General features: G+C 46.3%; 29 protein-coding genes and 1 riboswitch. Of the genes, 11 read left to right on the top strand and 18 right to left on the bottom strand.

Features of this window, described 5'->3' with window-relative positions; genetic code table 11:
* Positions 1 to 8: 8 nt before the first annotated feature.
* Genes L7D49_RS11795 through mnhG form a run of 7 tightly spaced genes read left to right on the top strand, consistent with a single transcriptional unit; the run spans position 9 to position 5,772 of the window.
* Positions 9 to 2,417, top strand: coding sequence for a Na+/H+ antiporter subunit A (locus L7D49_RS11795; protein WP_238081054.1), 2,409 nt, complete (start codon positions 9 to 11; stop codon positions 2,415 to 2,417).
* Positions 2,404 to 2,826, top strand: coding sequence for a Na(+)/H(+) antiporter subunit B (locus L7D49_RS11790; RefSeq protein WP_238081052.1), 423 nt, complete (start codon positions 2,404 to 2,406; stop codon positions 2,824 to 2,826). Before L7D49_RS11795 ends, L7D49_RS11790 begins: the two co-directional genes overlap by 14 nt.
* Positions 2,826 to 3,167 (top strand): Na(+)/H(+) antiporter subunit C, encoded by a 342-nt coding sequence (locus L7D49_RS11785; protein ID WP_238081051.1) that lies wholly within the window; start codon positions 2,826 to 2,828, stop codon positions 3,165 to 3,167. Before L7D49_RS11790 ends, L7D49_RS11785 begins: the two co-directional genes overlap by 1 nt.
* On the top strand, positions 3,160 to 4,641 hold the full coding sequence (locus L7D49_RS11780; RefSeq protein ID WP_238081048.1) for a Na+/H+ antiporter subunit D: 1,482 nt from the start codon (positions 3,160 to 3,162) through the stop codon (positions 4,639 to 4,641). The genes L7D49_RS11785 and L7D49_RS11780 overlap by 8 nt, the downstream gene beginning before the upstream one ends.
* A 6-nt stretch (positions 4,642 to 4,647) precedes the next feature.
* On the top strand, positions 4,648 to 5,127 hold the full coding sequence (locus L7D49_RS11775; RefSeq protein ID WP_238081046.1) for a Na+/H+ antiporter subunit E: 480 nt from the start codon (positions 4,648 to 4,650) through the stop codon (positions 5,125 to 5,127).
* Positions 5,124 to 5,405, top strand: a complete 282-nt coding sequence (locus tag L7D49_RS11770) for a Na(+)/H(+) antiporter subunit F1 (RefSeq protein WP_238081044.1) — start codon at positions 5,124 to 5,126, stop codon at positions 5,403 to 5,405. Before L7D49_RS11775 ends, L7D49_RS11770 begins: the two co-directional genes overlap by 4 nt.
* Complete coding sequence (gene mnhG / locus L7D49_RS11765; protein WP_238081041.1) at positions 5,389 to 5,772, top strand: monovalent cation/H(+) antiporter subunit G; 384 nt, start codon at positions 5,389 to 5,391, stop codon at positions 5,770 to 5,772. The genes L7D49_RS11770 and mnhG overlap by 17 nt, the downstream gene beginning before the upstream one ends.
* Before the next feature lie 46 nt (positions 5,773 to 5,818).
* Here mnhG and L7D49_RS11760 read toward each other — a convergent pair whose 3' ends face one another.
* Together L7D49_RS11760 and L7D49_RS11755 are read right to left on the bottom strand one after the other, a co-directional pair.
* Positions 5,819 to 6,055: a hypothetical protein gene (locus L7D49_RS11760; RefSeq protein ID WP_238081039.1), complete on the bottom strand. Its 237-nt coding sequence runs from the start codon at positions 6,053 to 6,055 to the stop codon at positions 5,819 to 5,821.
* A gap of 60 nt (positions 6,056 to 6,115) precedes the next feature.
* Positions 6,116 to 7,624, bottom strand: coding sequence for a leucyl aminopeptidase (locus L7D49_RS11755; protein ID WP_238081037.1), 1,509 nt, complete (start codon positions 7,622 to 7,624; stop codon positions 6,116 to 6,118).
* A gap of 207 nt (positions 7,625 to 7,831) precedes the next feature.
* Between L7D49_RS11755 and L7D49_RS11750 the strand changes: the two genes are divergently transcribed.
* Positions 7,832 to 8,308 (top strand): divergent PAP2 family protein, encoded by a 477-nt coding sequence (locus L7D49_RS11750; protein ID WP_238081035.1) that lies wholly within the window; start codon positions 7,832 to 7,834, stop codon positions 8,306 to 8,308.
* Between the two features lie 75 nt (positions 8,309 to 8,383).
* On the opposite strand, the gene L7D49_RS11745 is transcribed toward L7D49_RS11750, so the two are convergent.
* The 4 genes from L7D49_RS11745 to L7D49_RS11730 all read right to left on the bottom strand — a co-directional run bounded on the left by L7D49_RS11745 (position 8,384) and on the right by L7D49_RS11730 (position 11,315).
* Entirely contained in the window at positions 8,384 to 8,710 is a 327-nt protein-coding gene (locus L7D49_RS11745) for a YuiB family protein (RefSeq protein WP_238081034.1), read from the bottom strand.
* An 89-nt stretch (positions 8,711 to 8,799) separates the two neighbouring features.
* Positions 8,800 to 9,291 carry an NUDIX domain-containing protein gene (locus L7D49_RS11740; RefSeq protein ID WP_238081033.1) on the bottom strand — a complete coding sequence of 164 codons (492 nt, stop codon included), beginning with the start codon at positions 9,289 to 9,291 and terminating at the stop codon, positions 8,800 to 8,802.
* 72 nt (positions 9,292 to 9,363) lie between these two features.
* Complete coding sequence (locus tag L7D49_RS11735; protein WP_238081032.1) at positions 9,364 to 10,578, bottom strand: NAD(P)/FAD-dependent oxidoreductase; 1,215 nt, start codon at positions 10,576 to 10,578, stop codon at positions 9,364 to 9,366.
* 371 nt (positions 10,579 to 10,949) lie between these two features.
* Positions 10,950 to 11,315 (bottom strand): HesB/IscA family protein, encoded by a 366-nt coding sequence (locus L7D49_RS11730; protein WP_238081031.1) that lies wholly within the window; start codon positions 11,313 to 11,315, stop codon positions 10,950 to 10,952.
* 168 nt (positions 11,316 to 11,483) lie between these two features.
* On the opposite strand from L7D49_RS11730, the gene L7D49_RS11725 reads away from it, so the two are divergent.
* Positions 11,484 to 12,170 (top strand): DUF2225 domain-containing protein, encoded by a 687-nt coding sequence (locus L7D49_RS11725; RefSeq protein ID WP_238081030.1) that lies wholly within the window; start codon positions 11,484 to 11,486, stop codon positions 12,168 to 12,170.
* A 46-nt stretch (positions 12,171 to 12,216) separates the two neighbouring features.
* Here the strand turns inward: L7D49_RS11725 and L7D49_RS11720 are convergent, their stop codons facing one another.
* Together L7D49_RS11720 and L7D49_RS11715 are read right to left on the bottom strand one after the other, a co-directional pair.
* On the bottom strand, positions 12,217 to 12,453 hold the full coding sequence (locus L7D49_RS11720) for a NifU family protein (protein WP_184212455.1): 237 nt from the start codon (positions 12,451 to 12,453) through the stop codon (positions 12,217 to 12,219).
* A gap of 170 nt (positions 12,454 to 12,623) precedes the next feature.
* Entirely contained in the window at positions 12,624 to 13,406 is a 783-nt protein-coding gene (locus L7D49_RS11715; RefSeq protein ID WP_238081101.1) for an alpha/beta fold hydrolase, read from the bottom strand.
* 195 nt (positions 13,407 to 13,601) lie between these two features.
* Between L7D49_RS11715 and L7D49_RS11710 the strand changes: the two genes are divergently transcribed.
* The gene (locus L7D49_RS11710; RefSeq protein WP_238081029.1) at positions 13,602 to 13,931 is read left to right on the top strand and encodes a YuzD family protein; all 330 of its coding nucleotides are present in this window, start codon (positions 13,602 to 13,604) and stop codon (positions 13,929 to 13,931) included.
* A 53-nt stretch (positions 13,932 to 13,984) separates the two neighbouring features.
* Here the strand turns inward: L7D49_RS11710 and L7D49_RS11705 are convergent, their stop codons facing one another.
* Entirely contained in the window at positions 13,985 to 15,052 is a 1,068-nt protein-coding gene (locus L7D49_RS11705; RefSeq protein WP_238081028.1) for an NAD(P)/FAD-dependent oxidoreductase, read from the bottom strand.
* Between the two features lie 137 nt (positions 15,053 to 15,189).
* Here L7D49_RS11705 and L7D49_RS11700 point away from each other — a divergent pair, with 137 nt between their 5' ends.
* Positions 15,190 to 15,426: a YuzB family protein gene (locus tag L7D49_RS11700; RefSeq protein ID WP_238081027.1), complete on the top strand. Its 237-nt coding sequence runs from the start codon at positions 15,190 to 15,192 to the stop codon at positions 15,424 to 15,426.
* A 75-nt stretch (positions 15,427 to 15,501) separates the two neighbouring features.
* On the opposite strand, the gene L7D49_RS11695 is transcribed toward L7D49_RS11700, so the two are convergent.
* The 9 genes from L7D49_RS11695 to L7D49_RS11655 all read right to left on the bottom strand — a co-directional run bounded on the left by L7D49_RS11695 (position 15,502) and on the right by L7D49_RS11655 (position 24,433).
* Positions 15,502 to 16,266 (bottom strand): TIGR01457 family HAD-type hydrolase, encoded by a 765-nt coding sequence (locus tag L7D49_RS11695; protein WP_238081026.1) that lies wholly within the window; start codon positions 16,264 to 16,266, stop codon positions 15,502 to 15,504.
* A 6-nt stretch (positions 16,267 to 16,272) separates the two neighbouring features.
* A complete protein-coding gene (locus L7D49_RS11690) occupies positions 16,273 to 16,725 on the bottom strand; it encodes a DUF86 domain-containing protein (RefSeq protein ID WP_238081025.1) in 453 nt (150 codons plus the stop codon).
* Between the two features lie 125 nt (positions 16,726 to 16,850).
* The gene (locus L7D49_RS11685; protein WP_238081024.1) at positions 16,851 to 17,174 is read right to left on the bottom strand and encodes a YutD family protein; all 324 of its coding nucleotides are present in this window, start codon (positions 17,172 to 17,174) and stop codon (positions 16,851 to 16,853) included.
* A 14-nt stretch (positions 17,175 to 17,188) separates the two neighbouring features.
* Complete coding sequence (gene lipA, locus L7D49_RS11680; protein ID WP_238081023.1) at positions 17,189 to 18,133, bottom strand: lipoyl synthase; 945 nt, start codon at positions 18,131 to 18,133, stop codon at positions 17,189 to 17,191.
* Between the two features lie 283 nt (positions 18,134 to 18,416).
* The gene (locus L7D49_RS11675; RefSeq protein ID WP_238081022.1) at positions 18,417 to 18,524 is read right to left on the bottom strand and encodes a methionine/alanine import family NSS transporter small subunit; all 108 of its coding nucleotides are present in this window, start codon (positions 18,522 to 18,524) and stop codon (positions 18,417 to 18,419) included.
* A 12-nt stretch (positions 18,525 to 18,536) separates the two neighbouring features.
* On the bottom strand, positions 18,537 to 20,066 hold the full coding sequence (locus tag L7D49_RS11670) for a sodium-dependent transporter (protein WP_238081021.1): 1,530 nt from the start codon (positions 20,064 to 20,066) through the stop codon (positions 18,537 to 18,539).
* Between the two features lie 207 nt (positions 20,067 to 20,273).
* Positions 20,274 to 21,845, bottom strand: coding sequence for a Na+/H+ antiporter NhaC family protein (locus L7D49_RS11665; protein ID WP_418895877.1), 1,572 nt, complete (start codon positions 21,843 to 21,845; stop codon positions 20,274 to 20,276).
* A gap of 132 nt (positions 21,846 to 21,977) precedes the next feature.
* Positions 21,978 to 22,156: riboswitch (Lysine riboswitch) on the bottom strand.
* A 52-nt stretch (positions 22,157 to 22,208) separates the two neighbouring features.
* Positions 22,209 to 22,991, bottom strand: a complete 783-nt coding sequence (gene yunB / locus L7D49_RS11660; protein ID WP_238081020.1) for a sporulation protein YunB — start codon at positions 22,989 to 22,991, stop codon at positions 22,209 to 22,211.
* 41 nt (positions 22,992 to 23,032) lie between these two features.
* Positions 23,033 to 24,433: a bifunctional metallophosphatase/5'-nucleotidase gene (locus L7D49_RS11655; protein WP_238081019.1), complete on the bottom strand. Its 1,401-nt coding sequence runs from the start codon at positions 24,431 to 24,433 to the stop codon at positions 23,033 to 23,035.
* Position 24,434 lies beyond the last annotated feature (1 nt).

Raw genomic sequence — 24,434 nt, 5'->3', positions numbered from 1 at the left:
GGATTTTCTTGGAATTCGTATTGCTGATTTTCTTGCCGATTGTGGCTGCCTTATTCATTCCCCTTTTATTTAAAAGAATGAAACGTATACATACTGGTTGGTTTGTTCTGGCAGTCCCTCTCGTACTGTTTCTCTATTACGCAACATTTATCCCGTCCACAATGGATGGAGGACATGCCATATCCGAACTGCAGTGGATTCCATCCATGGGCATTTCATTTGTCTCCTACATTGATGGACTCAGCCTGCTTTTCTCATTGCTGATCACAGGGATCGGATCACTTGTAGTACTTTACTCCATCTTCTATTTGGATAAAAACAAGGAGAAGCTAGGTAACTTTTATGTCTATCTTCTCCTTTTCATGAGCGCCATGCTCGGAGTCGTTCAGTCCGATAATGTCATCTCCCTCTATCTGTTTTGGGAATTGACGTCGATCTCTTCATTTCTTTTGATCGGCTACTGGTTTACCCGGGACCGTTCCAGATTCGGTGCATTGAAGTCCATGATGATCACTGTTTTTGGCGGTTTGATGATGCTCGGGGGATTCGTCCTTCTCGGCATTATGGGGGATACATACTCCATTCGTGAATTGATTGCGTCCGCTCCTGATTTTGTTGGGCACGACTATTTTACTCTCGCGCTGGTTCTTCTCTTGCTCGGGGCATTTACGAAATCAGCACAGTTCCCGTTCTACATTTGGTTGCCCGATGCCATGGAAGCGCCGACCCCGGTCAGTGCTTATCTCCACTCGGCGACAATGGTTAAAGCAGGACTGTATTTAGTAGCACGCTTCACGCCGATCTTCGCTTTTTCAGAAGTTTGGGTCTGGCTTGTAACAGGCATCGGTTTGCTCACCCTTTTCTGGGGTTCATTATTTGCTGTAAAACAGACGGATTTGAAAGCGATTTTAGCATTCTCCACCGTCAGTCAACTCGGATTGATCATGTCACTACTCGGTGCTGGGGCTATCACGTTCCACTCCAATGATGCGATATTTAAATTTGCCATGTTCGGGGCAATCTTCCACTTGATCAATCATGCGACATTTAAAGGAAGCCTTTTCATGATCGCAGGTATTGTCGACCACGAAACCGGGACACGGGATATCCGGAAACTGGGTGGCTTGATGAGCATCATGCCTGTCAGCTTCACAATCGTATTTATTGGTTCCATGTCGATGGCCGGCCTGCCGCCATTCAATGGATTCCTCAGTAAAGAAATGTTCCTGCAATCGATGGTGGCGATCCGGCAATTCGAACTGTTCCAATTCGACACATGGGGCATCCTGTTCCCTGTCATCGCATGGATTGCTAGCGTTTTCACGTTTGTCTACAGCTTCTATTTTGTGTTCCGAACGTTTGCAGGTAAGCGAAAAGAAGGCCAGCTGCCTCAGGAGCCTCATGAAGCACCTGTCGGCATGCTCATTTCTCCTGTCATTCTCGGAGTTTTGGTCGTCGGAATATTCTTTATTCCCAACTTTGTTGCAAAGTGGCTAATAAAACCGGCTGTTGCAGCGATTCAGCCGAATTTGTATTCACAGCCTGGCGACATAGATATCCATGTAGCTGCCTGGCATGGTTTTAAATCAGTTGAACTATGGCTGACAGTGGGCGTTATTGTAGTTGGAGCCTTGCTCTTCATCTCGCTATCCAAATGGCAAAAGGTGTATGGCTTGCAGCCTGCTAAGCTTTCTCTAAATGCCTTGTATGACGGCATGATGAGTTTCAGTGAAAAAGGGATGAATCGGATTTCCCGTTTCTATATGACCGGGTTGATCCGTACGTATATGATTTACATCTTCGCTTTCATCAGCGTCGCCGTTCTTGTCATCTTATTCACGCAAGACGCGTTTGTCGTTGATATGGACAGCTTTGCCCATATTGGAGTCTATAGCGTGATCAATGCTGTCATCCTACTATTGGCCGTGTGCTTCGTCTTGTTATCGAAAACAAGACTGGCAGCCATCATCGCTCTTGGCGCTGTCGGCTATTCAGTCGCCTTGTTCTTCGTCATTTTCAAGGCGCCAGATTTGGCGTTGACGCAGCTCGTCATCGAAACCGTATCAGTCGCTCTGTTCCTGCTCGCATTCAAGCATTTGCCTGCTCTAAAGGATCATGGTGAAACGGTAAAAACGAAAATGACAAATGGCATTGTCGCAATAGGGGTCGGAATCACAGTGACGCTGGTTGCTTTATCAGCCCACTCCCAAAAGCTGATTCCATCCATTGCTCAATTCTACAAAGATACAGTGAAGACCGAGGCGGGCGGCGGAAACATTGTAAACGTTATCCTGGTGGATTACCGTGGTTTCGATACATTGTTTGAAATTGCCGTCTTATCGATCGCAGGTATCGGCGTGCTCGGTATGATTAAGCTTCGCCTTGGAAGAAAGGAGAATTCGGATGAGAACAAATGATGTCATATTGCAAACGACGACAAAAGTTGTCTTTTTCATCATTTTCCTTTTCGCCATCCATATTTTCTTTGCTGGCCACTATACGCCGGGCGGCGGATTTGTTGGCGGATTGCTGACGACAGGAGCCCTTGTGTTGCTGTTGCTCGCATTTGATTTGAAAACGGTCCAAAAGGCATTGCCTTTCAATTTCGTTATTGTCATTGGCATCGGGCTGCTACTGGCTCTTGGCACAGCGGCAGGCTCCATCCTGTTCAACGTTCCTTTTTTCACCCATGCCTTTGACGATTTTACGCTCCCCCTTTTCGGGGAGACCTCCCTCCATACAGCAATGCTGTTTGATGCGGGAGTCTACTTGGTTGTTGTCGGATCAGCGATGACCATCATCCAATCGATTGGAGGGGATGCGTAATGGAATTGCTGATGGCGATTCTAATCGGTGTTTTGTTCACGGCAGCTGTTTATCTCATCTTATCCAGAAGCCTGTTGAAAGTGATTTTAGGCACCGGGCTATTGAGCCACGGAGCACATTTGCTCATTTTAACAATGGGAGGCCTTGGCGGTTCTGCCCCACCTGTACTGGATAAAGAGGCTACGAATTTTGCGGATCCTTTGCCTCAAGCTTTGATTTTGACAGCGATCGTTATCAGTTTTGGAGTGACAGCTTTTATGCTCGTCCTCGCATACCGTACGTACGGCGAACACAAAACAGATAATATGAATTTGATGAGAGGAAATGACGAACATGATTAATCTACTTTTGTTTCCTATCATAATTCCATTTCTTTTTGCCATCGTGCTGCTGTTTTTCAAGGAACGGATTGTGCTGCAGCGAGTATTGGCTGCAGTTGGCCTGATCGCTGCCCTGGCAGCTTCCTTGTTTCTCGTTCACACCGTTAAACAAGACGGCGTGCAAACGATTACGCTTGGCAGCTGGCCGGCTCCTTTCGGTATCTCGATGGTGTCGGACATGTTTTCAGCCTTGCTAGTCACGACGACAATCATTATTACACTGCTTGTCGTCATCTATAGCTTCACTTCCATCGGGGAAGCCAGAGAGCATTATTTCTATTACTCGGCAATCCTCTTCATGGTTACTGGTGTGAATGGTGCATTCACGACGGGTGATATTTTCAATATGTTCGTCTTCTTTGAAGTGCTGCTCATTGCTTCTTATGTTTTGATTGTTCTTGGTGGAGAAAAGAGACAGTTGCGTGAGTCTATTAAATACATATTGATCAATGTCGTATCATCTGCTTTATTCGTCATTACAGTTGCCTACTTGTATTCCGTTGTCGGAACGCTAAATATGGCAGATATCTCGGTCAAAATTGCTGAGATTGGCCAGCCAGGCATTATTACGGTCATTGCCGTGCTGATGCTCATTGTGTTTGGGATTAAAGGATCTATCTTCCCACTATACTTCTGGCTTCCTGGTTCGTATGCGGCACCGCCGATTCCTGTCCTCGCTCTGTTCGGAGCTTTGCTGACAAAAGTCGGGGTGTATGCAATCATGCGGACCTACACTTTATTTTTCGTCCACCATACGGACTTTACACACGGGCTTCTGATGGTGTTATCCATTTTGACAATCATCGCCGGATGTATTGGGGCACTTGCTTATTTCGACCTGAAACAGATTGTCATTTACAATATCGTCATTGCGGTCGGGGTCATCTTGTTCGGCTCTGCACAAATGAACGAATCGGGGCTTTCCGGCGCTGTCTTTTATTTGCTTCATGACATGCTGATCAAAGGGGCTTTGTTCTTCTTGATCGGGATGATCATTTATGTGACAGGCACTTCCGATTTGCGAAAAATGGGTGGTCTGATGAAGACGCATCCATCACTAGGCTGGTTTTATTTAATCGCGGCATTCGGCCTGGCCGGCATCCCGCCTTTGAGCGGCTTCATCGGAAAGCTGCTTATTGTGGAAGGGGCATTCCAAGCTGACCATATATGGGGAAGCATTGTCGTCTTGGCTTCCAGTCTTGTTGTGTTACTATCTGTCATCCGTATTTTCATTTACGCTTTTTGGGGCGAACCTCAAGCATTGCCTTCAGTGGAGCGGAAACCGTATAGACGAATGATGGTTCCAACTGTTGTGCTCGTCGTTCTCTCTGTCCTCTATGGTGTCGGGACAGAATGGCTTCTCCCTTACATGACGGATGCATCGAATGTATTACTACAACCATCCATCTATATTGATGCGGTGTTAAAGGAGTAGATGTCGATGGCCTTTCAAATATTATTAAATGTTTTTATCGCAGTCACTTGGATGTTCATGACGTCTTCCTTCAGTGCTTCGACTTTCGTAATCGGGTTCCTGATTGGATTGATCCTCCTCTTTTTGACAAGGCGATTTTTCAAAAGCAGGCTTTATGTCTGGAAGCTTTGGGCTGCGCTCAAACTGACCTTGCTTTTCCTGAAGGAATTGACGCTCTCCAACATTTCGGTCTTCATGCTCGTCATCCGGCCGAAGTTGAATCTCCAACCAATGTTTTTTGCATTGCCGACTGAGCTGGAGCATGATTGGGAGATTACACTGTTATCAAGCCTCATCACATTGACACCGGGTACGATTGTGGTCAATGTGTCGGATGATCAGCGGACGCTTTATATTCATGCGTTGGATGTTTACGATGTGGATGAAGCGATCGAATCGATTAAAAACTCTTTTGAGAAAGCGATTATGGAGGTGAGCCGCGCATGACAATATTCATTTGGATCAGTATGATTGTGGTCTCTCTATCCATGGCCGGACTGATGTACCGTGTATTCAAGGGGCCGTCTGTGCCTGACCGGCTCATCGCGCTGGACGGAATCGGTGTCATGCTCATTTCAGCGATTGCGCTTCTTTCGATATTGTTCGATACGAGATTTTATATCGATGTGATTTTGCTCATCGCTATCATTTCCTTCATCGGAACCGTATCGTTCTCCAAATTCATTGAAAGAGGGGAGATTATCGAACGTGAGCGTCATCATTAACATTCTAATTGTCATTACAATTACCGTAGGCGTTGTTTTTACGGCTGTTACGACCATAGGGATACTTCGGTTCCCCGATGTCTATACAAGGGCTCACGCAGCCTCTAAGAGTGCCACACTCGGTGTCATGAGTATCCTGCTTGGTGTATTCATTCACTTCTGGTATAACGAGGGTCATTTCAGCATTCAACTGCTGTTAGGTATCATCTTCTTGTTTGTGACCTCTCCGATCGGCGGACATTTGATGAGCCGTGCGGCTTATATGGCAGGTGTAAAACCAACTGAATTGACAGTTGGGGATGACCTGAAGGAAGTTGTCGAGAAAGCGAAGAAGGAAAGCGGTTCATTAAAATCCGAAGATCAATAACAAAACGCGCAAAGAGAACGTACTTGTTCCCTTTGCGCGTTTTTTATCAATATGGATAATACGGCGGATAATACGGAGGATAGTACCCCGGATAACCTCCATACGGATAATAATTGTAATATGGAGTCGGATAATAAGACTGCGGGAAAACCGCGTTACCTAAAAAGCTGCCTACCAGCCCTCCTAAAAACGGTCCACCGAATCCAAATCCAAACCCATTATTTCCAAAACCCCGTCCAAATCCGCCGCCATAACCACGACCACCTCTACCATAACGTGACATCTTCATCCCCCTTTCCCACCTATCCTATTCAACATAGATGATTGGTGGAGGGACAATGGCCTATTCTGAATCCTTTTCCGCCATTCTTTCAACCAAAGTTGCAAGTGTGCGTACCATGACACCTGTCGCGCCCTTTGGTCCGAGATCATGAGGAGCGGACGCATCTGAAGTACCCGCGATATCCAAATGGATCCATGGTGTGTCGCCAACGAATTCTCCGACAAAACCACCGCCAAAAATCATATGGCCATCACGGCCCGGCGAATTGTTCAAGTCCGCGACATCGCTTTTACGGATTCGCTTCTTGTCGTTCTCCGTCAACGGCAGACGCCATACAAATTCGCCTGTTTCCAAGGAAGCTTCCATGAATTCCTCGAAGAACGCCTCGTTGTTTGTGAGTGCCCCTGTTTTATCATTTCCAAGAGCTACGATGACACCGCCTGTCAAAGTCGCAACATCAATCAGATAGTTTGCGCCGGACTGCTTCGCATACGTGACAGCATCTGCCAGCACGAGCCTTCCTTCCGCATCCGTGTTCAGTACTTCAATTGTTTTTCCGCTTAATGAAGTGATGACATCGTCTGGTTTAAAAGCCTCTCCGGATATCATATTATCAGTGGCTCCAATAACGGCGATGACATTACGGGCAGGCCGCAATTCGCCGATGATCGCCATGGCTCCTAGAACAGCAGCAGCTCCTCCCATGTCTCCTTTCATTCCGACCATGCTCTCTCTTGGTTTCAAGGAGTAGCCGCCTGTATCGTATGTAACCCCCTTACCGACCAAACCTACAACATCTTCCCATTCCTCTGTAGCCGAATATTTCAATACGATCATACGCGGTTCCTCGACAGAACCTTTATTGACCGCAAGAATAGCTCCCATTCCGAGCTCTTCCATCTCTTTCTTGCCTAGTGTTTCAATTTCAAAATCGTATTTCGCCGCTAGTTCTTCAGCATATTCCGCAAGTTTGGTAGGCGTCAGCAAATTTGGCGGCATATTCACAAGGTTGCGCGCTTCATTTACTGCCCGTGCATATGCTTTTCCAACGGCATAAGCAGCTTTCAATTCATCTTCATCTAATGAAGAAATGAACTGCAGCGACTCGATAGAGAAATCCTTCTCATTGGAATCCGTCCGGTAGCCTTCAAATTTATACGTACCTAGGCCGATCCCTTCAGTTGCCGCATAAGCGACATCCGCACATGTCAACTCTTCGGTTGTGAACGGAGCTGTCCAAATGGCTGCGTTTTCATACTTGCTTGCAAGCAATTCTTTTCCGACAGCCGCAAACGCCTGGCGAAGCTTCTCCTCAGTCAAGTCCTTCGATGCGCCTAGCCCTACAAACAGCACGCGTTTATAGCTCTGTTCGGATAAAGACGGCATTTTAACGATTTCTTTAAATCCAGTCTTAATATCTCCGGCGCGCACCCAATCCAAAATCCGTGAACTGAATGATTCCGCAAACGCAGCCCACCCTTCTACATTTTCAGGATGTTCGGGTACCCCGACAACTAAAACGTCTGCGGTCACTTTGCTAAGTTCTGTTTCAATTGATAGTGTTTTCATTTGACTCCTCCTGACTTTTCATACATCTTGTATTATATACCATTGGTCCATTTACTTAAAATTTCGGAACGGAAAAGTTGTAATTTTCAAGCCCTCTTCCAGCCGCTATGGTATACTGAAAAAAACGATTGAAAAATCGAAAAGAAGTACTGCATTCGCCGAAAAAGTTTTTTACGGCCATTATCTTTTAACAAGGAGTGTAAGCAGATGGGTATAGTACAAAACACTCCGCTTTTGGCGGCTTTATTTGCCATCTTCTTTGCGCAGTTCGTCAAAATTCCAATTCATTATTTATTGACACGAAAACTCGATTGGAAACTGATGACGTCCACCGGTGGCATGCCGAGTTCCCATTCGGCAGCCGTATCAGCCTTGACGACAGCCATTGCCTTTGAAACTGGTTTAGATTCTCCCCTCTTCGCTGTGTCTGCGATTTTCGCAGTGATTGTAATGTTCGATGCGACAGGCATTCGCTATCAGGCGGGGCAGCAAGCACTGATCATCAATCAGATGCGGCTGGACTTCCAGACGTTTGTTCAGGAGATAAAAGGCTGGCCACAGAAAGACGGACAGCAAAAAATACAGGAGCTGAAAACATTGCTTGGCCACAAGCCGAGTGAAGTATTTGCAGGTTCTGTTACGGGGATACTCATTTCCCTTATTACGTACACCTTTATCAAATGAAAAAGGCTCACCTGGGGGAATTCCCTCCAAGCTGAGCCTTTTCTCATGTATAAAAACAGTATGCTGCGTGCTAAGTTAAAACATTTGATAGCCTTGTTTCCGCAATGCTTTGATGACGATCCCCGAGATGATGGCACCGACAAGACCACTTGTCAAAATGATAATATCGACCGCATGCAAAGCCATGATCTTATGTCCCAAGGCATTGAATGCATAAGCCGGTTTCGTAAAGTACTCAAAAAATTTCACTTCATCGATAATCAAGATGACAACGATCGGATAAATGATGGCCATCAGCCAAGACATCCGCAATAGCATATTTAATAAAAAACCGATGCCAAAGAACATGACAACGAAAATTAACACGGATAAGATGACTTCCACCAAAGAAATTTGTTCCAATTCGACTACCCCCGTTTTCCAATCACCATTTTACAGGAACATCGGCACCCTTTCAACAGAATGAGGAACAGTCACCGATTTGTCAAAGATCACTCACTAAAAAATAGTTTGTAAGCCGTATAGCCAAACCAGTCACCGGGGTTTCGATCCTTCATTCGAAACAGGCCGGACTCTATCGTTTTTTCTGCCATCTCTTTGAGCATCAGGGAAACATCATCCCCATCCTTTAATTCGAAAGGAGATTGCCAGGCGGCGACAGCAATCTCTTTCGTATCACGCTGGATCATCTGCCCTTGACTGCTCGGCTTCAATAAGAAAATAGCCATATTATCACTGATCGCGCCATTCAGGACGCCTGTCCGGAAGCCGATCATGCCGACCAGCTCGGTTTCGATTCCCGTTTCTTCCTTCACTTCCCTGATGGCTGCCTGATCCGCCGTTTCGCCGCCTTCCACAAATCCTGCAGGAAGGGACCAGAAACCTTTCAACCCCCCATACGTCTTTTTAACAACGAGCCACTCCCCATTGCTGTTTATCACGAGGCCGGCAGCGCCAAGCCAAACATTGCCCCTTGCTGTCACAGAAAGATCCCCCTTTCTAAAAAAAGCACCTGCCCTGTACTACAGGCAGATGCTCATCATGAACTTATCTTATTATAAAAGGTTGAACTTCCCTTTTTTCAATGTGAGGCCTAGACCGCCAATCAAGAACAATGCCCGGTTGTCAACCATCTTCTTCATGAAAGATGCCTTTTTACCTGTCATCTTCTTGCCAAAAGCAACACCGATTGCATCGTCATCACCAAGGGACGCAATGCTTCCTTTTAGGTCAGGAACAAATTCGGATGTCGATTGACCTTTAATTAGGGCCACTAGGTTATTTGCACACATATCACCTTGCTGCATCGCGATTTGTGCAGTTGGAGGATATGGACGGTTCGTTTCTTCATTGATCATCAATGCGCAGTCGCCCACGATGAATACGTCATCAAAGCCAGGAGCACGAAGATCCTTTTCAACTTTGACACGCGCACGCATGTTTTCAATGCCAGTTTCTTCGATCAAACGGTTACCGCGGACACCTGCTGCCCATACGACTGTTCCCGCTTTGATGAACTCGAATTCCTCTTCGCCTTTTTTGATCTTAACGCCTTCAGGAGTCGCCTCTACAACTGGCGTGCCAATTGAGAATTCGATTCCTTTTGACTTCAATTGACGAACTGCATAATCGACTAGTTCAGGATCAAATCCTGGAAGTACCATAGGTGCCGCTTCTACACAGATAACACGAACCTTTTCACGCGGTACATCGAACTCTTTGCAAAGTTCCGGTACACGGTTTGCCAATTCACCTAGGAATTCAATACCTGTGAAACCAGCTCCACCTACTACGATTGTCAGGCGGCTATCGTCTTTTTCATCTTCCAATGACCATGTAGCGAATTGGTATTCGATATGTTCACGGATTTGACGTGCTGCTTTAACATTCGCAATGGAAAGAGCATATTTGTCCAATCCAGTAATGCCAAATGTTTCTCCTTCGAAACCTAGTGCGATAACAAGATAGTCATAAGCATGTGTACCCACATCAGTTGTAACCACTTTGCCCTTCACGTCGATCGCTTGAACTTCAGCTTTGACGAACTTGACTTTATCTTGGCTGATAACGTGCTTTATATCATAACGGACCTGCTCAGGAGATAATGTACCAGCTGCAGCTTCATGCAGCCAAGTCGACTCATAGTGATAATCGTTCTTGTTGATAAGTACGATATCCGCCTCATCAGTTCCAATCGATTTTTGCAAGTTAACGACTGTAGCTAAACCGCCGTAACCCGCACCTAGTACTAAGATTGTCGGTCTTTTCACGAAAATCGAAACCACCTTTGAATTTATTAGCCCGCAAAACGGGAGAGCCCCCACTTAAAAAAAGTGTTACACCAGCCGGCTTGCCAGGATATCAAACCTGTCGGCCAAATGGTCTAACTTGCAATCGGAGGGTGTGGGGACCCCACTTCGATTGAAGTAGCACTTTTTGCGCCCGGCCCATAGGAAATCGGTATGTGAGACGATTTTCATAGTCCTGGCATTTGTCCATTTTCGACAAACTTCTATACTTATACTAGCCCTTTTAATAAGCGTTTTCAACACTATAATAAAAATAGTTATGATTTGAAAATACTGAAATAGAGCAAACTATGCCCCTAGGTATTTTCAAAGGGTGTACCCCTCTATGTTAATTAATCGCAAGACTGCGGGGATCCTGCTTTGGATGCTGTTCTAAAGGATGTCCCACATCCACAGGAAGCAATGGCATTCGGATTATCGATTGTGAAACCTCCACCCATGAGAGACTCCTTATAATCCACTTTGGTCCCCGTGAGAATCGGCGCATCTTCTTTCGTAACGAGCACGTTGATGCCATGCTGTATGGATAAAATATCTTCATCCGTTTGTTCTTCCGCAAAGCCTAATCCGTATGTCAATCCGCTGCAGCCGCCTCCATTGACAGAGACACGCAAGAATGAACCTTCTTCCCCATTATGCTCCATCATCTTTTTCACCTGAAAAGCAGCCGCTTCTGTAATTTCAACATATTGAGTCATTTTATTCACCTTCCTGCAAATTAGTTGCCGATTTATCCGGCATGTCATTAATTTTTTTATCATTTCCCTAATCATATCAAGGTTTTTCGGAGCTGTGCAAATATAGTTGCTTCCAGTTCTAAAGATTTAGGTTATAATAAAGATAATAGTACGAAAGGATGGTGCGCTATGGAGATAAATCCTACCTACGAAAAGAAAATTCAGTGCCTTCATTGCAAGGAGAAATTTACTACTACCAAAATCCGTTCTCGTTTCGTGCGCGTCATCAAGCATGAGAGTGACTTCAAGCCAATCTACAACAACTCGGATTTGCATCCGTTATTTTATAATGTCGCGGTTTGTCCGCATTGTGGTTTTTCCTTCACAGAAGATTTCACGCCTTATTTCGGCCCGGGCGTCAAAGAAGAAATTGCCCAAACGATCACTTCGCTCTGGAGCGGCCGCTCATTCGGCAGCGAGCGGACAATTGATGAAGCGATCGAGTCCTATAAGCTGGCCTATCTGAGCGCCAGCATCAAAAGGGAAAAATCACTGACGATGGCTGGCATCACGTTGCGGATTGCCTGGCTATACAAAGACAAAGACGACGAGGCTTCCGAGAAAAGATTTAAAGCCATTGCACGCGACCTATACACAGAAGCGTATTCAAATGGCGATTTTGCTGGAACCCAAATGTCAGAAACCCGAGTCCTTTATATGATTGCAGAACTGTCCTGGCAAATTGGGGACGAGGAAGAAGCGATACGGAACTTATCCCGTATTATTGAGAGCCAGCGCTCTTCGACAGAACCCCATGTCATCCAACTCGCGAAAGATCGTTGGCAGGAGATACGTGAGATGAAAACACAACCATGAAAAAGCGGCCCATTGCACAGGCCGCTTTCTCATTTAGACAATTCCATTAAAATACTTGTTCCACTTCTACAACGCCAGGTACCTCTTCAAGCAATGCGCGCTCAATTCCGGCTTTCAGTGTGATCGTCGAGCTCGGGCAAGTGCCGCAAGCCCCCAAAAGACGAAGCTTGACGATGCCATCTTCCACATCGACCAATTCACAGTCGCCGCCATCGCGCAAGAGGAATGGACGCAATTTATTTAAAACTTCTTGTACAGAATCGATCATTGTTGTATCTGTCATGATATAAGTTCTCCCCTTTCATTATACTTATTATAATTAAAGAGCACTGCAAATACAAATTAATAAATTTGTCCGCATATGAAAGTTCTGGTTCTAACTTAGTTTTTACCGCTTTTGCGTTTGTATGCAGAAAGGCGAAACCTAGTGTTTTCCTTCGTACCAAATAGATTTTACTGAATAAACTCCATTAACACGCGATTAAAACGCTCCCTTTCCTCCCAAAACGGGCCATGGCCACTGTAATGAAAAGGAATGAGCTGCGAATTGCGGATTTTCTTTTTTACCTCTTCTGCTTGAGAAAAAGGAATCACTTTATCATGAACCCCGTGAATGAGTAACGTTGGTGCCTGAATAACGGCGAGATCTCTTTCCACATTTTCATCACGCAATAAAACAACAATAGCTGCCGTTGACCAACCTGCTGCCTGCATCCCCATTTGAAAAAACCAATCCGAAAAAGGCTTCGAAATATATTGAAAGAAGAAACCGTCCGTGACGTCATGCATTAGTTTAGGGCGGTCGTTTACGGTTTGCGTTAAATAACGGTTTGCCGTTTCGACAGAAAAACCTGTCGGCGCTGCCGCATCAACGAGAACAAGCTTTGACACGCCATAGCTTCGATATCTCGACATATACCGGATGGCAATTGCCCCGCCTGTTGAATGGCCCAAAAGCGTAAAATTTCGGAGCTTGAGCGCCTCGACGACAGCCCGGAGATCATCCGCCAGCCGATCTAATGTGTAGCCATTGAACGGCTTATCCGATAAACCAAACCCTCGCCAATCCAGTCCGATGCAACGATATCCCATAGCCGGCAGAACATCAAACTGATACTCAAACTGTTTGTGGCTTAACGGCCAGCCATGGATGAACAGGATTGTATTTTCAGCTTCGGGGTTCAGATCTTCCACATACAAGTTCACTCCCCGATCCACATTAACGTAATACCCGATACAAATTCCTCCCCATTGCGTTATCATCAATAGGCTATTCCCTATCGATTGGACATATGTGCATACCAGCAATTGAACCGTCGATTTCAATGAAACAGTTTATTAACTCCGAACCGGATAATAGTTTGCTAAAATCTCATATCTTTCTTATCATAAAGATAGAAGATTCGTTAACAGATCGGAGGGAACTGTCATATGGGGGAAAGTTCAGTGAGAATAGAAATTTACGGAGCGGATATCGTCTGTGCCAGCTGTGTCAACGCGCCTTCGTCTAAGGATACATATGAATGGCTGCAAGCGGCCATTGACCGAAAATATCCCGGACATCCGTATCACATCGAATACATCGATATTGAATCGGATATTACGGATGAGGCTCAAAAATTGGTTGCCGAGCAAGTGTTGAACGATGAATACTTCTACCCGCTCGTCATAGTAGAGGGAGAAGTGGTCGGTGAAGGCTATATTCAATTAAAGCCGGTCTTTACCGAACTTGAGAAACACGGCTTTGTACCCCAAGGCTGATCGATAAGTGGTCAAAATAAAAATCCCTTCACATGCTGAAGGGATTTTTCATATTAACCATTATGCCACTTGTACATCCAAAGAACACCGGATTTCAATAATCTTGCAATCCGGCCGGTTACGGTCCGGTCGGCTAAGTAGGCGAAACCTTGCTTCTTCCCAAGGGAGCCCATGAATCCTTTTAGTTTGATTTCCGGCATTTCTTTTGGCAACGGCTCGCCGTTCCATTCCATCCGAAGGACACGAACGATTTGCTCGGCCTGTTCCTCTGCAAGCTGAGCGCTCGGCGCATGTGGCAGAGCTGCAATATCTCCAACGACATACACTTCCGTATGACCTGGAACTTGGTGATATTGGTTCAACACAACACGGCCCGACCGATTCTTTTCTACATCCAGATTTTCGATTAATCCAGCTGGTTTAATGCCGGCTGTCCAAACGACAGCATCGACTTCGATTTGATCTTCGTGGTTGTAGAGGGCGTTCGGCTCTACTTTTGTAATGTTCGAATTGGAGACAACTTCGACGTCATGCTTGATGAACCAATCCTTCACATAGTTACTGAGCCGCTCAGGAAAGTCTTTTAAAATTCGGGATCCGCGATCGAACAGCTTGATTTTCAAATCGGGACGGCTTTCGCGCAGCTCGCTCGCCAATTCAATTCCGCTTAGCCCTGCGCCTACGATGCCGACTGTAGCGCCGCCACCGAGGCCTAGCAGCTTTTTGTACGTAACTCGGGACTTCCCGATCGTTTGGATGCTGTACGTGTTCTCAGCGGCTCCTGGAACGTCATGATAGTTATCCTCACAGCCAAGACCGATCACCAACTGATCGTAAGGGATTTCCTTGCCATCCTGCAGAAGGACCAGCTTTTCAGCCAGTTCGATATCCTCGATTTCCCCTTCTACTACACGTAGCCGATCATGCACAGGCAATGCGACTCGTACTTCGGAGTCTGGAACTGTGCCTGCAGCCAGAGCATAGAACTCTGTCTTCAAACTATGAAATGGCGTGCGGTCCACCAGTGTAATTTCAATGTCGTCAGGAAGTTCTTTATTCAAAAGGCGGAGCAAGATGCGCATGTTTCCATACCCTGCACCTAATAAGACAAGTTTTTTCATAGTATTCTCCTTCGTCTAACAGTTTCCGTTATTTTTCCACCCTATTATATCAGTTTGTGATAACTTTCACAATAAGACTTGAAAATTGACGCCGTTCGGAAAAAAGAGTAGGATGCCATTTAGGTGAGGTGATCGTCGTGAATCCGATAGTTGAATTTTGCATGAGCAATCTTGCAAACGGTTCACAAAAAACATTGGAAGCGTTAGAAAGGGATCCAAACATAGATGTATTGGAATATGGCTGTCTCAGTTATTGCACAGCCTGTGCGGACTCGCTTTACGCCCTCGTAAATGGGGAAATCGTGAAAGCGGACACGCCAGAGGAATTGACAGAGAAAATCTATCAATTCATTGAAGAAAATCCTTTATTTTAAAAAACTAATTAGGAAAAAATGCAGGCAATCCAGTGTTCACATGGATTGCCTTTTATATTGTCTATGCGTGGTCCTTTATCGGCTCCAATCGGTGAGTGTTGCAAAGAGATGTGTCGGCTGCTTCGCTGCTTTCATTACAGTTTCCCGGCTTGTGACGCCGCCTTCCACGTGAATCGTGTCAATACCGAAACGAAGACCCGCTTCAATATCCGTTTCATAATTATCCCCGATCATCACCATTTCATCCTTCTGATAACCGCCTTGCTGCTGGATAAAATGCAGCATATGCGGCTCTGGTTTGCCTACAATGACCGGAACGACATCAGTGGCATATTCCATTAGCTTTACGAACGAGCCATTTCCAGGCACCAGTCCGCGTTCTGTCGGAAACGCTTTGTCTCCGTTCGTCGCCACAAATCCGGCACCCGCTCGGATGGCTAGACAGGCTTCTGCCAGTTTGTCATAGGTCGCGCCGCGGTCAATTCCCATCACGACAATATCCGGGTTGCGATCCGTGAGGGAGAACCCTTGCTCCACTAACGCAGCGCGCAGTCCTTCCTCTCCGATCATCATGACAGAGGCACCGTCAAAATGTTCCTTACAGTACGCTGCCGCCGCAATCGCAGACGTCATAATATGGTCCTCTTCTGCCTGAATGCCTAGGGAGGCAAGTTTAGCTTGGAGCTGCCCTGCAGTCATGGACGAGTTATTCGTAACAAAATACGGAGCTGTTCCCCGGCTGCCCAGTGCATCAATTAGCTCGACTGCCTCCGGAATGGCTTCCTTCCCTCTGTACACTGTCCCATCCAAATCAAAACAGACCGCTTTATACTTGTCCATTCTCGATTACTCCTGCTCCGAAGGTAAAAAAGCGGAGACCGGACCTAGTTCATTCTCCAAATAATCACGAACCCTTGGCGGGAATGCAGCCAGTTCCTCGAGAGCTCCAGATAACACGGTATCCAATGTGCCAATATCCACTTTCATGAAGTCACGTACAATCATTTTCCGAAGTTCCACTACCCGTTTCAACGGTTCAGCCATCTGCGGAGTGATCACTTTTTCATCCTCTAAAATATCGATGATATCCTCATAGCTACCCGGATCCCGCATGATGAAACCGTCAATCATCGAGTTGCCGACGTCGATGATCGATTCGACGATTCCGTGCGAAAGTCTTTCTAATGCGAGTGCGTGGACTTGATCCTTCTGCCATCCTGCCTCCTGGCGGAATAACTCAAGCAGCTGCTCCATGTAGGTAAGGGTAGCGTAAATTTTGTTGCGATCAATGAAATACAATTGGGTCTCCTCCTAAGTAAGCAATTTCATGCTTCCATCATATCACATATCTTATTATACTCTTTTCCGTCATTTCGTTGCCATCAGGCTCGTCAAATAAAGACAAGGAAAAACGCATGTGTAGATTACACATGCGTTTCCTCATCCGGTACAGCCTCGACAGGAGTCGACTTCACTTTCCCGGTCTTTTTCAAGATAAAATAGGCACAGCCGAAATTACAGTATTCGTATAAATAATCTTGGACCGTACTAATTTTGGTTTCATAGGTGGCCTTATTGTTCCGATCTTCAAAGAACCCTTTGAGACGGAGCTGGCCGTATCCCCAATCCCCCAAAATATAATCGTACTTCAACAAGACGTCACTGAAACGTGCGTTCAATGCCTCTTCATTAAAACCATCGCGATAGTCTTTAATGAGATCATATGTGTAATTTTCTATCGTAATCAATGTCACACCACCATTCAGCTTTTCACCGCTGACTCCAATAATTCATCACCAATCCGTTGCTTTTCCTTCGCCGCCGAGTTAACCTGTTCATCTGCATGGTAACTTGAACGAACAAGCGGCCCTGCTTCACAATGTGAGAAACCTTTTGACATCGCTATTTTCCGCAATTCGCCGAATTCCTGTGGAGTGTAATACTTCTGGACTTTCAAATGCTTTTTCGTCGGCTGCAAATATTGGCCGATCGTCATGATGTCCACTTGATGTGCACGGAGGTCGTCCATCGTCTCGATGATTTCCTCCCACGTCTCTCCAAGTCCTAGCATTAAAGAAGATTTGGTTGGAATATCAGGATACATTTCCTTAGCACGGAGCAGAAGTTCCAAAGAACGATCATACGTCGCACGTGCACGGACTCTTGGTGTCAATCTTCGAACCGTTTCAATATTGTGGTTCAAAATATCCGGCTTGGCATCCATGAGACGCTTCAAGTTATCATAATCTCCGCCCATATCTGAAGGAAGTACTTCCACTGTCGTGAACGGATTTTTACGCCGGATGGCCCGGATCGTTTCCGCAAAAATGGCAGAACCGCCATCCTTTAAATCGTCACGTGCTACCGCAGTGACCACGACGTGTTTTAAGTTCATCAAAGAAACCGAATCTGCGACACGTTCCGGTTCTGCTTGATCCAATTCATTCGGAAGACCCGTTTTTACCGCACAGAAGCGGCATGCACGAGTACAGACAGCCCCTAGAATCATAAACGTAGCCGTTCGGCGTTCTCCCCAGCACTCATGGATATTCGGGCAGCGTGCTTCTTCACAAACAGTATGTAAGTTCTTTTCACGCATCAATTTTTTCAAATCTGTATAATTGTCATTCGTGTTCAGCTTGATTTTCAACCAATCCGGTTTACGGACATGTTCATCTCTTTTTTTAACTTCTGGTCTGCATGACAAGACAACCGACTCCAATCTGCTTGACGATATATTCCCTTATACCTGTCAATGTAACATATATTCAGACTTCAAACAACCTCCCGCCGCTCCCAAAACTAAAATAATTCTAAAGCTGTTCGCATGAAATGGATTCTCTTTCTTATGATACTTGGCATTCTCTTTTCTTCTACATGCCGGAGCGGAAGTACCGTTTGATTCATAAGAAAAAGACTGCAGACAAAATCAAGGTTTCTTGACTTTGCCTGCAGTCCAGAGCGCCTTCTATCAGACGCGCTTTCCCCTATTAAGCTCGGCTTCTGGATTTCATTATTGCATAGACGACGCTTGCCGCTAAACCACCCCAGATAATGAGGATCCCAACAACCATCATTAAAATTGCATCTCCGCTCATTGTGAATCCTCCTTATCGATTATCATAATCCGTGAATTCTGTCGCTTTCTTATTCCACTTCATCGCTGTGAAAATCAGTGCCATGACAATGGCGAAGATGGCAACTGACCATCCGCCAGCCAAAATGAATCCGTCCGGATACCCTTCGTAGTTTCCGTTATCCGTGTCATGCAGCCTGTAGATATTTTTACGGAACAAGTCGATCATCATCCAGCCCAATACGATAGGTGTTATGACGCTCAAACAAATACGCCAGAGCGTTCCCACCCGAATATCGGATATCTCATTTGCATGTGTCTCGAACACGCGAAGCTTACGGAATGCCCATGCAATGAGAATGACTTCAATCAATCCAATTGCTGCAACTCCGAACTGGTTGATAAAGTAATCGGCCGTATCAAGCAAGTACAAACCGCCATTCGTTGCGAACAGCAAGGAGATCAGCGCAGCTGCCCCCACACCGATAATAACGGACTTAGTACGGGACACATTGAACTTATCGGAAACCCCTGCAATATACGTCTCACAGATCGAAATAAGCGACGTGAGCCCTGCCAGTACGAGTGACAGGAAGAAGAGTGCACCGAAGATTCCGTTCATCCCCGGCATCTCATTGATAATTTGCGGGAATACGACAAACGCCAAGCCTACACCTGCAGTAGCGACTTCGCCGACTGGCACGTTCGCTTGCGTCGCCATGAATCCTAGCGCCGCGAAAATCCCAATTCCTGCAAGCAATTCAAAGCCGGAGTTTGCAAATCCCGTGATGAATGCATTGTTCGTAATATCCGATTTCTTCGGCAAATAGCTGGAATAGGTAATCATGATGGCGAAGGCGATGGATAAACTGAAAAAGATATGCCCATACGCCGCCACCCAGACGGTCGAATCCGCTAACTTGCTTAAATCAGGCTTGAAGAAAGCCTGCAATCCTACAGCCGCTCCATCGAGCGTGACCGCGCGCAGAACGACGAGAAGGAAGACGACGACAAGTGTCGGGATGAAAATACGGTTTGCCAATTCTATCCCCTTTTTGACGCCGGCAAGCAAAATAATGAAGGCAATCGCCCACACGAGCAGCAATGGAAGTAATACGCCTGGAACTATTCCACCGATTTCTCCCGGATTATCCGCGAGATGCAATACGGAGCCGAACAAGAAACCGCCCGTATCATCCCCCCATGCCATATTGAAGGAATAAATCGTATACTTCATCGCCCACGCGATGATGACAGCGTAGTAAGTCGAGATGACGAACGAAACAAAAATCCCCCACCATCCGAGCCACTCCGCTCCTTTTCCGTTCATACGGAAGAATGACAATGGAGCCGAACCGCGATACTTATGGCCTATTGTAAATTCCATGATCAAAATCGGTATGCCGGCAGTCAGTAGTGCGAATAAATATGGAATGAAAAATGCCCCTCCGCCGTTTTCATACGCCACGTATGGAAAACGCCAGATATTGCCGAGCCCTACCGCGGAACCTACAGCAGCCATGATAAATCCGGCCCTCGTGCCCCATTGCGAACGCTGTTCCATAAAGCTCTCCCCTTTCCCTATTGCTCCTTCTCTAAAAGGAGTCAAAGTTATATATTTTCAGATTAGTATATAATCTTAGAGATTAGTATATACGTCTAACTGACTATTGTCAAAACAATATTTTATTCGACAATTACCGCATCCATAACAAAAGGGCGATGAAAAATCATCGCCCCTACCTAACTATTACCAAAGATAAATAACCCGTTATGCGGATTGTCCTGCTTTCATTTTTTTACTCTTTGCGGTCCATACAAAGAACAACGCTCCGAGTACAGCAAGTGCCACCAGCAGACCCATCCAGACAGAGCCAGTCAATCCTAAAACGACATAGCCTACTACACTGATGCTTGCCGCCACCAGAGCATAAGGCAGCTGCGTCGACACATGGTCCATATGGTTGCAACCTGCTCCCGTAGATGACAGGATCGTCGTGTCAGATATTGGAGAACAGTGGTCTCCGAACACAGCACCCGCGAGTACCGCTGACAATGCAGGCAACAGCAGCTCAGGCTCTGCATTCAGCATGATCGTGCCGGCAATCGGCAGCAGGATGCCGAAGGATCCCCAAGAAGTGCCAGTGGAAAACGCCATGACACCCGCCAGGACGAACATCAGTACAGGTATGAAACCGACAGGAATATTGGATTTCTCTACAACTCCAGATAAAAATTGGCCCGTTTCCAATACATCGATCAAATCGGTCAAAGCCCAAGCGAACACCAGAATCAGAACAGCCGGCATCATCGCTTTGATACCGCTGATAAACGCTTTCCCGAGCCATTGTATAGACGCCGTTTCGTTATTTTTTAATTGAGCGACATAAGACCATCCCGCGACAAGCGTTCCGATCGTTCCGCCGACCAACAAAGATCTTGGCACATCGGTATTTTCAAAAATCGACCAGATATTCATCGTTCCGCCTGCCTGATAGCCCGTGTAGATCATCATGCCAAACGTCGCGACGACGAGCGTAATAATTGGCGCTACCAAATCTCTAACCTTGCCATAGGGATGAACAGGAAAATCCTCTTTCAGCTGGCCAGGGATATCTTTATCGGGATCGAAGAGCTGGCCCTCGTCCGCTCGTTCCTCATGCTTTTTCATCGTAAAGAAGTCGATGTTTGTCCAAGCGAAGAAGAACACCATCAACAATGTGATGATTGCATAGAAATTCATCGGTGCCATCAGCAGGAATGCAGATAGCGGCGAGTAGCTCAATGCTGCCGTCGATCCGAGGATCAATGCCAGCTGGCCGATCAGGAATGCTCCCCAGCTGGAAATCGGGGAGATGACACAGACAGGAGCGGATGTCGAGTCGATGAAATAAGCAAGTTTCGCTCTGGACACTTTATGCTCGTCCGTAATGGGACGCGCAATTTGTCCAACTGCCAGCGCATTGAAATAGTCATCCACAAAGATGAGCACGCCAACAATGACGGTCAGCAATTTGGCACCGCGTTTTGTCTTGATTCGGCGAACGGCCCATTCCGCAAATGCCCTGCTCCCTCCCGAGAGACTGACAAACGCAGTGATCACACCCAGTAATAAAATAAAAAGCATAATAAAAATATTATACGTATTTAGGGCGCCGTCATCCCAAAACGAGACGATCATCCCTTTCCATAAATAGCTGACTGTTTCAGCCGGTGAAAACGAAGCGACCAATAAAGCCGCAGCCACAATTCCGCTTCCTAATGATAATAAGACCCGCTTTGTCACCAACACCATCACAATCGCAATGAGCGGCGGTAAAATTGATACCCAAGTTCCAATCAAGTTGCTTTCCTCCATTTCTATGAATCGAGGCCAAGTAGGGGGTAATGAAAAAACCGATACCTTCACACTTTCGTGTATCCGGTATCGGCTATCTACGGTTCGTTTGTTGGATAATTTCATACTATCTAACGTACGATCTGTAGCTCATCATACATTCTAATCATGCATGACAGTGTCATCCCTGTTCGGAATGACCCCAGCTTGAAGGATCCGACAATCCATTCAGCTTCGGCAAAGCTTCCTTTCTAGCACGGTCAACGGTGTCACCCTCTCGTACGTTACTCATAAGCAATGCAGCCTCTACCTAATCGATATTCTTCTAACATGTACTAGCCTAACAAGAATAGATGGCAAAATCAATGGTTAATTATCCTTACCTCCCGGCTGCAAAGGCACTTCGATTTGCGGCGCGTTGCCATCACCCTTATTGTAAATTTGCGGAATCGGGCTTTGAATCATGCCGAAAGCAACTGGAATGCGCTGCTCTACCGTTGTCGTACGTGTCGCCAACGGTACGATGATTTGAACATCCACCGTAACAAGGACATTCAATTCAACGATCGCATTATTGATGCCGAACTCGGTCACTACCGTTTCCACATCGGTATGCACGCTTCCGACGACATGAAAGCGGATAGGGATTTTCGGGCCGAGATTACCTAGCAACGGGATGTTCGTCGCTTGCCCAACCGGTACAAAAAAGACAACGCCTCCATGGCTTTCCATTGCTTGTGGGTCATATTCGATATTTTCATTAAGCGGCAGCATATCCATATTGCCGCTTTCCGCCATATCGAGATGAGACTCCACTAAACTATGGATTTCCGCCATGGTCTTACTGATGATCTCCGTATCGAACTGTGTCGTGACCATCGCACCCGAATCGTTGGGAATGTTTTTAATGATATCATTAACGTTATAAATTTCCGTAGACCGGGATTTGATCGCCTGCGTAATGACATGCGCCGCTATGATTTCCGTCTGAAATTCCGCGTACTGTATGTAAATAGGTGTAAGTCTGGAGTTTATGAAGTAGAGGAAAATGGCAATTGTCAGAAGAAACGCAGGCAATATAAGAGATATCCATTTACGCTTTTTCTTTTTCCTGCCGTAGTATTTCCGCGGGACTTGACCATAAAATTTCAAAACGACTCCTCCTACATAAATATATGCAGGCAAGGAGCCGTTCATTCCATTTGCTGATCGTCATTCCGGCTCTCTTCCAGCCGGCGTTTGCCAAACCAACCGACGACATCGCGGATCAATTCAGGCATAATATACTCCTTTGGCGCGTCCTTCAATAACGGAAAGAAGTAGCCAAAGGTGAACATGTCCAAGGTAACTAGCCGATAGCTCTTGTCTTCCTCCACTTCCTCGCCACCGATACACAAGGTTCCTTCCTTCATCCCCAGCCGTTCACGGATCATAGCTCCCATTAAGGTGCCGCGAAAGCCAAGACCTCTCACTTCTGTCAGCGGCAGCTCATCGTTCAGGGAGAGCTCATACAGCTCAAGCAACTCTCTGCCGCTTAGACTAACGATGCACGGGTTAATGGGATGAGGCAGCAAAGCATGCAGATCCCCTTTGGTAACCCAGCCGTCTTCCAGACCGCCTAGAAAGATACCTGCGTTGAACAATGCACAGTCGGCCTCTGTGTAGGCAATTAGCGCCTCTCCGAAGAAAGAGGACAGCTTGCTTGGACCGAACAATTCCTGCGGCATCGACTCAATATTATAAAAGACGTTTTCATCCAGCGTCTTTTTTCCGCGGTCCATCAATCCATTGACCATTGCCGTATCTCCCGGGTCACTGTCCAACCCATCACAGCGGACGACAGCCGCCTCTTTACGCGTGATTCGTTTTTTCTCAACGTCGTATTCAAGCGAGACATGCCCGACATACATTCCGAATTTCCCCGTCGCGGCCAATATTGTATCCCCGATCCATTCCCCTTCCGTGAATAAATGATGGGTGTGCGCACCAAGGATCACATCAATCGAATCAAGTTCTTCTGCAAGCTTCCGGTCCTCATGGATACCTAGATGGGATAGGCAAATTAGAACATCCGCCTGTCCTTCTATTTCCGCCACGATCTTTCGAAGGGCGGCATGCGGTTCTGTTATCTTCCACCCCAAACGGGAGTAAAAAGCCGGGTACATCGCCGTTGCACCGATTACACCGATGCGCACGCCTTCTGCTGTCACAAAGATGCGATACGGCTTCAGCCACTTGGGAAACGTCCCGTCCGGTTCCTCCAAATTACAGAGGATCACGTCGAACGCCGCCCCTTCATATAAAGTGTTCAATGCATTCTTCGACAACGTGATCCCTTCATTGTTGCCGATTGTCACTGCATCGAATCCCGCGCTGTTCAAAAGGGCGACATTCCCCTTTCCCCTCGTGCCCTCGGTATAGGGATGGGATCTGTCGATATGATCGCCGATATCGAATACAAAACAAGCATCGCCTTGCAGCTGATGCTTTTCTTTGTTCTCTTTTAAATACCGGCCGATTTTAGGCCAGTTATCAAAATGGCTATGAAGATCATTTGTATGGTAAAGATGAATTGAGATAATAGATTCCTTCATT

Origin of the sequence: Sporosarcina cyprini (assembly GCF_022048975.1) — a bacterium.
Lineage (GTDB): Bacteria > Bacillota > Bacilli > Bacillales_A > Planococcaceae > Sporosarcina > Sporosarcina cyprini.
The sequence above is the reverse complement of the archived record's forward strand: the minus strand, read 5'-3'. Positions and strand labels throughout refer to the sequence as shown.